The organism is Micrococcus sp. iso_229 (assembly GCF_058072725.1).
Genome location: NZ_CM176514.1, coordinates 2,194,277 through 2,205,931 on the forward strand (window position 1 = coordinate 2,194,277; position 11,655 = coordinate 2,205,931).

Sequence of the window (11,655 nt, forward strand, 5' to 3'; positions counted from 1 at the left end):
CCCCCTCACTCCCCGCCCAGCTCCTCCCGAAGGATCCGGGCGCCGGCCACGAGCGCCGCCGTCTTGTCCCGCGCCACCGAGCGAGCCAGCGGCGCCATGCCGCAGTTGGTGCTCGCGATCAGCTTGTCCGCGTCCACGAACTCGAGGGTCTCCCGGAGGGTCGCCGCGACCTCCTCGGGCGTCTCGACCTCGTCGCTCGCCACGTCGATCGCGCCGACCATCACCTTCTTGCCGCGCAGCAGACCGATGAGCTCCGCCGGCACCCGGGAGTGGTGCCGCTCCAGGGCGATCGTGTCGATCGTGGACTCGCGCAGCAGCGGGAACGACGTCTCGTACTGGCGCCACTCCTCCCCGAGCGTGGCCTTCCAGTCGTTGTTCGCCTTGATCCCGTAGCCGTAGCAGATGTGGACGGCCGTCTCACACGTCAGGCCCTCGGCCGCACGCTCGAGCGTCGCCACGCCCCAGTCGCGGACGTCGTCGAAGAACACGTTGAACGCGGGCTCGTCGAACTGCACGACGTCGACGCCCACCGCCGCCAGCTCCCGCGCCTCCTCGTTGAGGATGCGCGCGAACTCCCACGCGAGCTTCTCGCGGCTGCCGTAGTGGCGGTCGGCGAGGGTGTCGATCATGGTCATCGGCCCGGGCAGGGTCCACTTGATGGGCCGGTCCGTCCGCGCGCGCAGGGCCTTCGCGTCGTCCACGAACACCGGCGCCGGCCGGCCCACCTCCCCGACGACGGTCGGCACGCTCGCGTCGTATCGGTCGCGGATCCGCACCGTCTCGCGCCGGTCGAAGTCCACGCCGCCGAGGTGCTCGATGAACGTGGTGACGAAGTGCTGGCGGGTCTGCTCGCCGTCGCAGACGATGTCGATGCCCGCGCGCTCCTGGTCGGCCACGGCGAGGGCGAGCGCGTCGAGCTGGCCTTCGCGCAGCTGCTCCCCCTCGAGCTTCCAGGGCGACCAGAGCGTCTCCTCCTCGGCGAGCCAGCCGGGCTTGGGCAGGCTGCCGACGAGGGTGGTGGGGATCAGGGTGGTCATCGGGTCTCCTCGGTGTCTCGTGCGGCGTGGGCGGCGGCCCAGCGCTCCAGCAGGTCGCGGTGCGGGCCCACGAAGTGCTCCTGCGTGTACTCCCCCTGCTCCCGGCCGAGGCGGGCCCGCTCCTCGCGGTCGTAGGCGATCCGGGTCTGCGAGAAGTCGCCGTGGTCCAGGCGCGGCCGGTAGAGCTCGCCGGCCCCGGCGTTCGCGTTGTAGATCTCCGGCCGGTAGATCCGCTGGAAGGTCTCCATGGTGGCGATCAGCCCGGCCAGGGAGAGGTTCGCGTGGTCGTTGAGCAGGTCGCCCCGCGAGTAGAACGCCAGCGGCGCCACGGCCCCGCACGGCAGGAAGCACCGGATCCCCAGGCCCATCCGGCCGAAGTAGCGGTCCGTGCGGGAGGGCGCGTCCTGGCGGTACTCGACTCCGAGCACCGGGTGCTCGTTCGTCAGCCGCCGGTAGGTGCGGCTCGTGGACACGCTGATGCAGATCACGGGCGGCTGCGGGAACCGCTCCCGGTATGCCTGTGAGTCGAGCAGGTGCCGGAACAGCCGCCCGTGCAGGTCGCCGAAGCCGTCGGGCTCCTCGGTCCCCGGCGACGTCGCCGCGTGCGCGGGCAGCACCACGGAGAAGTCGTGGTCGCGGACGTAGGAGGAGAAGTTGTTCCCCACACTGCGGCCGAGCACGGCGCCCGTCGCGCGCTCGACCACCCGCACGTCGAGCATCTCCATGAGCGGGAAGTCGACGTCCGCGCCGTCGTCGGCGGTGAAGTGCACGTCGATCGAGACGATCTCGATCCGCGCCGTGTAGCGGTCCCGCTCCGGGTTGTCCCAGGGGGCGAGGTCGTTGAGGCGCCCGTCGATCATGGCCAGGGCGGCGCGCAGGTTCTCCCGCCGGTCGGCGCCGCGGGCGAGGTTCGCGAAGTTCGTGGTGGCGCGCGTGCTGGCGGCGGGCGTGTAGTCCTCGTCGAACGGCGTGGTGTGGATGGTGAACGTCAGGTCGTCCACGCGGGTGGGCGCGGTGCTCGGGACAAGGGTGGCGTGGCTCATCGGGTCCTCTCCGGGGTGCGGGCGCGGGTGGTGCGGTGGTGGGCGGGGGCGGGACGGGGCACCGCGGACGACGACGGCGCCCCGCGGCCGGCGGCGACGCGTGCGGCGCACTCGAGGCCGGCCTCGAGGTCCGCCTGCAGGTCGGCCACGTCCTCGATGCCGACGGAGAGTCGGACCAGGTCCGTGGGGACGGCCAGGGGCGTGCCCCGCACGGAGGCGTGGGTCATCTCGGAGGAGTAGCAGAGCAGCGATTCGACCCCGCCGAGGCTGACCGAGAGCGCGAACAGCTCGGTGGCCTCGGCGAACGCGCGGGCAGCGGCCTCTCCCCCGGCCAGCCGCACGGAGACGATGCCGCCGAAGCCGTCCATCTGCCGCGCGGCGAGCGCGTGGCCCGGGTGGTCGGGCAGCCCGGGGTAGAAGACCTGGGCGACCTCGGGGCGGCCCTGCAGCCAGCCCGCGAGCGCGGCGGCGTTGGCGCCGTGCCGGTCCATGCGCAGGCCGAGCGTCTTGAGGCCGCGGGCGGCGAGGTAGGAGTCCTGCGGGCCGGCGACCGCGCCGGCGGCGAACTGCTGGTAGGCCACCGCCTCGGCCAGCGCCCGGCCGCGGAACTCGCGGTCGGCCACCACCACGGCGCCGCCGAGCACGTCCGAGTGCCCGCCGATGTACTTGGTGGTGGAGTGCACCACCACGTCCGCGCCGAGGTCGAGGGGCCGCTGGAGGTAGGGCGAGGCGAACGTGTTGTCCACGACCAGCAGCGCGCCGGCGTCGTGGGCGATCTGCGCCCAGGCGGCCAGGTCCGCGATGCCGAGCAGCGGGTTGGACGGCGTCTCCACCCACAGCAGCGCGGTGCGGCCGGGACGGACGGCCGCGGCGACCGCCGTCGGGTCGGTGATGTCCACGGGGGTGTTGGACACGCCCCACGGCTCGAGGACGGTGGTGATGAGGCGGTGGGTGCCGCCGTAGCCGTCGCCGCCCAGCACGATGTGGTCGCCGGGGCGCAGCACGGCCCGCAGGAGGGCGTCCTCGGCGGCGAGCCCGGAGGCGAACGCGAACGCCCGGTCGCCGTGCTCGAGGGCGGCGAGCTGGGTCTCGAAGCCGTTCCGGGTCGGGTTGGAGCCGCGGCTGTACTCGTGCCCGGCGCGCAGCACGTTGATGCCGTCCTGCACGAAGGTGCTGGTCTGGTAGATCGGCGGCACCACGGCGCCGGTCAGCGGGTCGGGCTCCTGGCCGGCGTGCACGGCGGTGGTGGTGAAGCCGCGGACAGCGGGACGGGAGACGGAGCGGGTGGTGTGGTGGACGGCGGTCATCTCAGCGCACCTCCTGGGTGACGGCGGCGGTCTCGGGGACGGCGGGTGTGGCGGCGGGGACGGTCGGCCCGGCGGCGGACACCACGGCCAGGGCACGGTCCAGGTCCGCGATCAGGTCGTCGGGACACTCCAGCCCGATGGAGAGCCGGACGGTGGTCTCGGCGATCCCGGCGGCCTCGCGCTGCTGCCGCGTCAGGCGGCAGTGCGTCATGGTCGCCGGGTGCGAGACGAGGGACCGGGCGTCGCCGACGTTGACCACCAGCTGGAACAGCTCGAGCGCGTCGAGGAACGGGGCCACGGCCTCGGGGCCGCAGGCCAGGTCGAAGGAGAACACCGAGCCGACGCCGTCCGGGAAGTCGCGGGCGGCCAGCGCCGCGCTGGGATGCCCGGCCACGCCGGGGTGGTGCACCCGCGCGACGGCGGGGTGCCCGGCCAGGTGTTCGGCCACGGCCAGCGCGGTGGCGGTGTGGCGGGCCACGCGCAGGTCGAGCGTCTCGAGCCCCTGGATGAACTGCGCCGCGCTCGCGGGGGCGAGGGTGGGGCCGAGGTCGTGCAGGAACTTGCTGCGGGCCAGCGTCAGGTAGGCGCCGCGGCCGTGCCGCTCGACCAGCGTCTGCCCGCCGTAGCGGGCCTTGGGCCGGGCCAGCTGCGGCCACCGGTCCGGCGCCGCGCCGTAGTCGAACGTGCCGCCGTCCACGATCGCGCCGCCGAGCACCGCGCCGTGCCCGCCGAGGAACTTGGTGGCCGAGTGCACGACGACGTCGGCGCCGTGCTCCAGCGGCCGGTAGAGGGCCGGCGTCGCGAGGGTGCTGTCCACCACCACCGGCACACCGGCCGCGTGGGCGAGGTCCGCGAGCGCGGGCAGGTCCGGGAGGGTGGCGAGCGGGTTGGTGATGGCCTCGAGGAAGAACGCGCGGGTGTCGGGCCGGACCGCGGCGGCCCACGCGGGCGGGTCCGCCGGGTCCGCGAAGGTGACCTCGATGCCGAAGTCCGCGAACGTGTCCGTCAGCAGGTCGACGGTGCCGCCGTAGAGCTGGCTGGAGGCGACCAGGTGCTTGCCGCCCTGCAGCAGCGCCAGCAGGGACAGCGCGACGGCGGCCTGGCCGGTGGCCGTGGCGATCGCGCCGATGCCGCCCTCCAGCGCGGCGAGGCGGTTCTCGAACACCGCGACGGTCGGGTTGCCCGTGCGGCTGTAGGTGAAGCCGGGGGTCTCGAGCCGGAACATCGATGCCGCCGTGGCGTGGTCCGGGAAACGGAACGCCGTGGTCTGGTGGATGGGCGGGACGACCGGCCGGTGGGGTGCGGCGGGCTCGTAGCCGGCGTGGACTTGCTGTGTGGCGTGACGGGGCATCTGCTCTCCTCCATCGGTCCTGGCGGTAGCACCGGGCCTGCCGTTCCCGGGGGTCCGGGTCCGTCGGGCGGGTTGCTGCGGCGTCGTCGAGCCAGATCTCTCGGCCGCTCTGGATGGGTGGTGAGCCCATCCCACGCGGTGGGCCGCCGCGAGTCCAGCGGACGGCCGGCTCGAGCGTCACATGAGCCGCCGCCACGCCATCCAGGACCGGCCGGAGCCTCTCCGGGGCGCGGCGGGCCGAGGCAGACCCGTGTGACGGACCGGCGTGGAGGGGGCGTGTCAGACTCCCGGGCATGACACAGAGCACACCGGGCGGACCGGCCACGGGCCTGCCCGACTTCCGTCCCTCGGGCAACCAGGGCGTGGACCCGGCGCTGTACGAGATCGAGAACGCGGCCATGGACCGTGAGGGCGCCCTCTGGGCGGCGCTGCAGGAGGCGGCGCCTTGGGCCGGGCGGACGCTGCTCGACCTCGGTGCGGGCACCGGCTTCTGGCTGCCCCGCTACGCCGACGCGGCCGAGACGATCGCCGTCGAGCCGGACGTGCGCCTGCTGGGGGCCGCCCGCGCCCGCCCCGGCGGGGCGCGCGTGCTGTACGGCTCGGCCGAGCAGATCCCGCTGCCGGAGGCGAGCGTCGACGTCGTGCATGCCCGGTTCGCGTACTTCTTCCCGCACCCGCGCTGGGACGTCCGACCCGGCCTGGACGAGGTCGCCCGGGTGCTGCGGCCCGGCGGCGCGCTCGTGGTGATCGACAACGACACCGAGCGCGGCCAGTTCGCCGAGCTGCTGCGGGCGAGCACGAACGCCGCGGCGCAGGGCCAGGACACGTACGCCCGCGAGTGGTGGGCCGGCGTCGGGGCCCAGACCCGCGAGGTCATGAGCTCGTGGACCTTCGACTCCCGCGCCGACCTCGAGGCCGTCCTGCGGCTGGAGTTCGAGCGAGGGGTCGCCGACGCGTGGCTCGCCGAGCACCCCGCAGCGACGTCGCTGAGCTACGGCTACCTGCTCCACGTGTGGCGGTGAGCACGGACCCGCGTCGTCAGACGCCTGCCCCCCGCGCCCCAGACACTGGGACGCCCCCGCCGCCGGGAGGACGGGCGCGGTGGCTGGTCGCCTCCAACGCCCTCGACGCGGGTGGCCGGTCCGCCACGGACGTCGCCCTGGATGTCCTGGCGGTGCTCCTGCTCGGCGTGGGCGCCGACGGCATGGGCGTGCTGATGACGCTCTCCGGGTTGGGATTCCTCCTGCTCGGCGTGCCCATCGGCATCGTGGTGGACCGACACCTCAGCCCGCGGCTGCTCGCGGCCACCGGCCTCGCCAAGGCGGCGGTGCTCGGCTCGCTCGTCGTGGCGTGGGCGCTCGACGCGCTCACGTTCGGTCACCTCGCCGCTGTCATGGCCCTGCTGGGCGTGCTCACGGTGCTGGCCGAGACCACCCAGACCGCGCTCGTGCCGCGCGTCGTGCCGGCCACCGCCGTCGCCCGCCTGACGGCGCGGCTCGAGTCCGCCGACGCCGCCCTCGTGCTGATCGTGCCCGCCGCGGCGGGCCTCCTCGTCGGGTCGCTGGGCGCAGGGCCCGTGCTCGGCATCGCGACGGCATTCCTCTTCGCGGCGGCGATCGTCGCGCTCCGGGTACGGCTGCGGCCCTCCGCCGCGGCGGACGTCCCGGACGACGACGGGGACCCCGGCGTCGCGGACGTCCTCTCCCGCTGGGCCCGGTTCGGGAAGGACGCCGCGGAGGGGTGGACGGTCCTGCGGCGCACCCCGGTCCTGTGGCTGCTGACGATGGGGTCGGTGGCCGCCAACGTGGGCATGGCCCTCTTCGCCCCGGTCGAGGCGGTCTGGATCCTGACCGACCTGCGGCTCGGGCCGGAGTTCCTGGGCGTCCAGATCACCGCGGGCGCGGTCGGGGCACTGGCGGCCTCGTCCCTGGCGGGCCGGGCCATCGACCGGCTGGGCGAGCGCCGGTGCATCCTCCTCGGCTCGGTCGGCTGCGCCGTGGCCGTGGGGCTGCACCTGCTGGCCTACGCCGACCGCGCTCATGCCGGGCCGTGGCTGCTGGCCGGCGCCGCCCTCTGGGGGTTCATGGTCCTGCTCGGGAACATCACCCAGGCCGCCGTGACCGCCCGCGCCTGCCCCGAGGGCACGCTCGGGCGGGTCACCGCGATGCGCCGCACCCTCACCCGGGGCTCCGTGCCGCTGGCGACCCTCGCGGGAGGTGCGCTCGGGGCGACGCTCGGGGTCGGCTGGGCGCTCGCGGGGTGGCAGGTCCTGGCGGTGGTCTCGCTGGCCGCCGTCGTGCCGGCCGCTCGGTGGGTGGATCCGGGGCGCGACGACGTCGACTGAGGCCGAGACGCTGACGCGGACGCCGAGGTCGCTTAATGTGTGGCCATGGTCAGCCTCCCCGTGCTCCAGCAGCCGGTGATCGACGCCGTCGACATCCGTTCCGTCGCGGAGTTCTACCGCGAGCTCCTCGGCCTCCACTACCGCGCGGGCGACGAGCTCGCGGACGGCCGCGAGCCGGACAGCGCGGACTGGCTCGTGCTGCTGGACGACGACGGCCGCCGCGTCCTGACATTCCAACGCACCGATGAACTGCAGCCCAGCACGTGGCCGTCACCCGAGGTGCCGATGCAGCTGCACCTGGATTTCACCGTGCCGGACCGCGATTCCCTCGACGCGGCCCACGACCACGCCCTGCGCCTGGGCGGTCGCCTCGTCCTGGACCGCTCCGACGACGAGGACGAGCCCCTGTATGTGTTCGCGGACCCGGCCGGCCACCCCTTCTGCGTCTTCGTGGGGTGAGCGCGGCAGACCGCGGGGGCGGTTTCATGCACCTGTCGAAGACAAGAAGCCGGTTCGGTGCCGTCAGTAAGGTCGTCGGGTGATCCCGCAATCCACAGATCGACTCACGTTCCGGTGCATGACCGACGCTGACCTCGACGACATGTGCAGGCTCCTCGGAGACGCGGAGGTCATGCGCTACTACCCGCGGGCCAAGTCGCGCAACGAGGTGCAGCGGTGGATCAACTGGTCGAAGGACAACTACGCCAAGCATGGGTTCGGCCTGTGGGTCATCGAACACCGGACCACCGGCGACTTCATCGGTGACTGCGGCCTGACCTGGCAGAACGTCGACGGCCAAGAGGTCCTCGAGGTCGGCTACCACGTCCTGCCAGAACGCCAGGGACAAGGGCTGGCAACCGAGGGGGCCTCTGCCTGCCTGCGATACGGGTTCGAGACCCTCGACGCAACGACGGTCACCGCGATCATCAACCCCGACAACATGGCTTCCCGTCGCGTGGCCGAACGAATCGGCATGACCGTGTGGAAGAGCACGCGTGATCCCCGTGGGGCGCCGATCGTGGTCTACAGCAGCCACGGCCAAGAGGCATGACGCACTGAACTGCCGCCATGGGTGCGCGCCCATTGAGAAGACACGCCCTGCGCCCAGCCGGCCAGGCGCTGCTGCGTCTTCGTGGCGTGGGCGCGGCAGACCGCGGCGGCTCAGCCCTCGAGCCGCTGGCCGAACTCCTCGTGGTCCAGCTGGCGGTGCATGCGGTCATCTTCACGATACGGTGCCGTCCATGCATCCGGACCCGGCCGAGACGAACCGCCGCGCCTACGACGACGCCCGCGTCGCCGCCCTCTATGACCTCGACAACCCGCCCGGAGAGGACCACGCGTACTTCCGCCGAGCGGCCGAGGAGTCCGGCGCCCGGCGGATCGTCGATCTCGGCTGCGGCACCGGATCGCTCACGGTGACGCTGACCGGCGACGACCGCGCCGTCGTCGGGATCGACCCGGCCGAGGCCATGCTGCGCGTCGCCCGGGCGCGCCCCGGCGGTGACCGCGTCGAGTGGCGGCGGGGCACCGCGGAGCTGATCGAGCCGGCGTCGGCGGACCTGGTGATCATGAGCGGGAACGTGGCGATGCACCTGATCGGCCAGGACTGGCATGACGCCCTGCGGCGCATCGCCGCCGGCCTGGTCCCCGGCGGCCGGCTGCTGTTCGAGACCCGCAACCCCGTCCGTCGCGCCTGGGAGGACTGGCAGCAGGAGCCCACGGAACGGACGACCGCGGCCGGTCGCCTCGTCGAGTCCGAGGCGACGAGCACGCCGGACGGGGACGGCGTCGTCGTGCACCGATGGCGCACCGAGTACTCGGACGAGGGCGTGGTCCGCGAGGGTGAGGAGCACCTGCAGTTCCGCTCCGTGGAGCAGGTGACCGAGGACCTCACGGCGGCGGGGCTGGCGGTGGACCGCGTCTGGAGCGACTGGCACGGCCGCCCGTTCGACGCGGCGGAGCACCCGTTGATGATCATCGAGGCCTGTCCACAGGGGGCCTGACCCGTCCACCCGCCATGGCAGGATGACGCATGTCACACGTGATGCGAGGGGGAACCATGACGGACACGACCACGGCCCGCCCCATGCGGCCGACCCACCACGACGACGACCCGCCCGTCCGCGGGATCGGCCACCTCCGGCACCCGGTGGTGTCGGGCGGGCTGATCGGGGTGATCGGCGGCGGCGCCTTCCTGTTCGGCGGGATCGCGGGGCTGCCGGCCGAGCACCAGGGCATGCTGCGCGGCGGCGCGATCGCGCTGATCGGCTTCACGTTGGTGGTGGTGCTGCTGCGCCGGCGGGTGCTGCCCGCCGTGCAGGCGCCCGCCCGCGGCGCGCTGCGCGTCTACGGGATCGCCGTCGTCGCGATGCTGGCGCTGTTCCCCGTGACACGCCTGGTGGCGCTCGCGCTCGACGCCCCGACGGCGCAGATCGCCCTGGTGGCCGCCGTGGTGGGCGGGCACTTCCTTCCCTTCGCCCGGGCGTTCCGGGCCCCGGTGTTCTGGTGGATCGGCGGGGCGATGGCGGTGCTGGGGCTCGCCGGTGCCGCGTTCGCGGCTCTCGGCATGCCCGCGGCCGGACCGGCCGGGGCCGCCGCGGCGGGGGCTGCGATGCTCGTGATCGTGGCGGCGCAGGCGCTGCTGGGGTCCCCTCGGCAGGACTGAGGGCCGGACCATGACCATGCTTCAGGCCATCCGCCGCTACTACGCCGGCTACGCGCAGTTCAGCGGGCGCGCCTCCCGCGCCGACTTCTGGCTCGCGGCGCTCTACGTATGGCTCCTGCAGACCGCCGTTCGCTTCGTGTCCACCGCCCTGGACGTGTTCATCCTCGGCTCCCCGGACCTGTCCCTCCGCGACGCGGCCGTCCTCCTCGTGGGGATCGCGCACGCACTCCCCTCGCTCGCCCTGCTCGCCCGGCGCCTCCACGACGCCGGCTTCAGCCGCGCGTGGCTGTTCCTCGGGCTGGTGCCGTTCGTCGGCCCGCTCACGCTCCTCGTGTTCGCGCTCCAGCCGTCCGCCCCGCGCCTCGGACACCCCGCCGATGCGTCGGACCCGGTTCCGGCGGGGGCCACGGCCGCGCGGCGCTGACCCCCGCCGCCCTGTCCGGACCGATCAGTGATCGTGGCCGGCGTGCTCGTCGTGGCCGGACTCGGCGTCCGCGGCCTCCCCGGGCTTCACGGACTCCGGCTGGCCGGTGACCACGGCCATCTCGACCGGGGCGAACTCCAGGTCCTTCTCCAGGACGGTCTCACCGGTCTCCAGGTCCACGGCCACGAGCCTCCGGTTCTCCGCGTCCGTCACGTAGGCGGTGTTCCCGGCGACCTTCAGGATCGGACCGGGCTCCTGCCACTCGTCCTTCTCCTTCCACGGCTCGATCACCGGGTGCTCGGCGGTGACCTCACCGGTCTCCTCGTCGATCACGGTGACCTCGCCGTCGTAGGTCAGCACGACCGCGGAGCCGTCCTCGGCGCGGCCGAGCGAGCGGAACCAGTAGGAGGAGCCGAGGTCCACGGTGGTGAGCTCATCGGTGCGGGTGTCGATGAGGGCGATCGCCGTGGGCCGCTCGACGGCCTCCTCCGGCTCCTCCTCGACCTTGTGATCACCCAGGACAATGGGCGAGTCATGCAGCCCGAACAGGTTCCCGGAGCGCTGATACTCGGTCTCGACGTCCACCTTGTGGAACTCGCCGTCCCGGTACACGACGGGCCCGTTCTCGCAGCCCATCACGACGACGTCGCCCGCCTCCGTCGGCTGGGCCGCGGCCTCGCCGTGACTGCCGGGGCAGTCGTCGGTCTCGGCCGTGACCTCGCCGGTCTTCGGGTCGATCACCTGGAGCGTGTTCCGGGAGTCCTCGGTGCCCTGCGTGGTGAAGAGGGCGCCGTCGGAGAGCTCGAGCGCCACGCCGTGGTGCGGGTCCTCGGTCTCGGCCTCCGTCATGACGGGCATGAGGTCCGGGGTCGCCTTGTCCAGGTGGGCCGAGTCGAAGGTCCGGATCGCGCCCGTGCCGTCCGCGAAGAGGGTGGTCCTGCCGTTGTGGGTGACGACGTGGCCGGGGTGCTCACCCGGGAACGTCACGCCGGTCATGCCGGGCGCGGACTCGTAGTTGTGGACGTGATCGCCGTGGGCCTTGGCCTGGATGCCGGTGGAGAACACCTCCCAGCCGTTCCCGGTGGTCACCAGGACGTCCTTGCCGTTGCCGGCGTTGCTCAGCCGCGTGAAGCCCGTGACCTCCTGCTCCTTCACCACCTCGCCGGACTCGGCGTCGAGCAGCGTGAGCCCGCCCTCGTGCGAGAGCAGGATGCGCGGGGTCACCGCGGAGACCTCGGTGGTCTGGGTCGGGTCGACGCGGTCCTCCTCGGAGACGGAGGAGGCCGCCCTCGCCTCACCCGCCGGTGACTCGGAGCCGCCCGAGGCGGAGGCGGGTGCCGACGTCGGGCCGGACGGGGCGGCGTCCGCGCCGCACGCCGTGAGTGCGATGGCCGCGGCGGCGAGGGTGGCGGAGAAGGCGGCGGTGCGCGTGGAACGGCGCTGCGGGGTGGAGTGGGACACGGGGAGCCTTTCACGAGAGCGAG

The 11,655-nt window shown here is 73.6% G+C and carries 12 protein-coding genes; 7 read left to right on the plus strand and 5 right to left on the minus strand.

Features of this window, described 5'->3' with window-relative positions; translation table 11 throughout:
* Positions 1-5: 5 nt before the first annotated feature.
* The 4 genes from AC3RKA_RS10145 to AC3RKA_RS10160 are packed head-to-tail and all read right to left on the minus strand — an operon-like array spanning position 6 to position 4,738.
* Positions 6-1,037, minus strand: coding sequence for a methionine synthase (locus tag AC3RKA_RS10145; RefSeq protein ID WP_489727213.1), 1,032 nt, complete (start codon positions 1,035-1,037; stop codon positions 6-8).
* Complete coding sequence (locus AC3RKA_RS10150; RefSeq protein ID WP_484679637.1) at positions 1,034-2,080, minus strand: putative oxygenase MesX; 1,047 nt, start codon at positions 2,078-2,080, stop codon at positions 1,034-1,036. The genes AC3RKA_RS10145 and AC3RKA_RS10150 overlap by 4 nt, the downstream gene beginning before the upstream one ends.
* On the minus strand, positions 2,077-3,387 hold the full coding sequence (locus AC3RKA_RS10155) for a cystathionine gamma-synthase (protein ID WP_192593745.1): 1,311 nt from the start codon (positions 3,385-3,387) through the stop codon (positions 2,077-2,079). The genes AC3RKA_RS10150 and AC3RKA_RS10155 overlap by 4 nt, the downstream gene beginning before the upstream one ends.
* 1 nt (position 3,388) lies before the next feature.
* Entirely contained in the window at positions 3,389-4,738 is a 1,350-nt protein-coding gene (locus AC3RKA_RS10160; RefSeq protein WP_489727214.1) for an O-acetylhomoserine aminocarboxypropyltransferase/cysteine synthase family protein, read from the minus strand.
* Positions 4,739-5,031: 293 nt separating this feature from the next.
* Between AC3RKA_RS10160 and AC3RKA_RS10165 the strand changes: the two genes are divergently transcribed.
* From AC3RKA_RS10165 to AC3RKA_RS10195, 7 genes are all read left to right on the plus strand, one after another.
* Entirely contained in the window at positions 5,032-5,760 is a 729-nt protein-coding gene (locus AC3RKA_RS10165; protein WP_134377369.1) for a class I SAM-dependent methyltransferase, read from the plus strand.
* Positions 5,757-7,082, plus strand: coding sequence for an MFS transporter (locus AC3RKA_RS10170; protein WP_489727215.1), 1,326 nt, complete (start codon positions 5,757-5,759; stop codon positions 7,080-7,082). Before AC3RKA_RS10165 ends, AC3RKA_RS10170 begins: the two co-directional genes overlap by 4 nt.
* A 45-nt stretch (positions 7,083-7,127) precedes the next feature.
* Complete coding sequence (locus tag AC3RKA_RS10175) at positions 7,128-7,541, plus strand: VOC family protein (protein ID WP_396745648.1); 414 nt, start codon at positions 7,128-7,130, stop codon at positions 7,539-7,541.
* A 79-nt stretch (positions 7,542-7,620) separates the two neighbouring features.
* Complete coding sequence (locus AC3RKA_RS10180; RefSeq protein ID WP_410992964.1) at positions 7,621-8,133, plus strand: GNAT family N-acetyltransferase; 513 nt, start codon at positions 7,621-7,623, stop codon at positions 8,131-8,133.
* Between the two features lie 190 nt (positions 8,134-8,323).
* Positions 8,324-9,085, plus strand: a complete 762-nt coding sequence (locus AC3RKA_RS10185) for a class I SAM-dependent methyltransferase (RefSeq protein ID WP_410992962.1) — start codon at positions 8,324-8,326, stop codon at positions 9,083-9,085.
* A 56-nt stretch (positions 9,086-9,141) separates the two neighbouring features.
* Complete coding sequence (locus tag AC3RKA_RS10190; RefSeq protein ID WP_489727216.1) at positions 9,142-9,747, plus strand: hypothetical protein; 606 nt, start codon at positions 9,142-9,144, stop codon at positions 9,745-9,747.
* A gap of 10 nt (positions 9,748-9,757) precedes the next feature.
* A complete protein-coding gene (locus AC3RKA_RS10195) occupies positions 9,758-10,171 on the plus strand; it encodes a DUF805 domain-containing protein (RefSeq protein ID WP_002857377.1) in 414 nt (137 codons plus the stop codon).
* A 24-nt stretch (positions 10,172-10,195) separates the two neighbouring features.
* Here AC3RKA_RS10195 and AC3RKA_RS10200 read toward each other — a convergent pair whose 3' ends face one another.
* On the minus strand, positions 10,196-11,632 hold the full coding sequence (locus AC3RKA_RS10200) for an outer membrane protein assembly factor BamB family protein (RefSeq protein WP_489727217.1): 1,437 nt from the start codon (positions 11,630-11,632) through the stop codon (positions 10,196-10,198).
* Positions 11,633-11,655 lie beyond the last annotated feature (23 nt).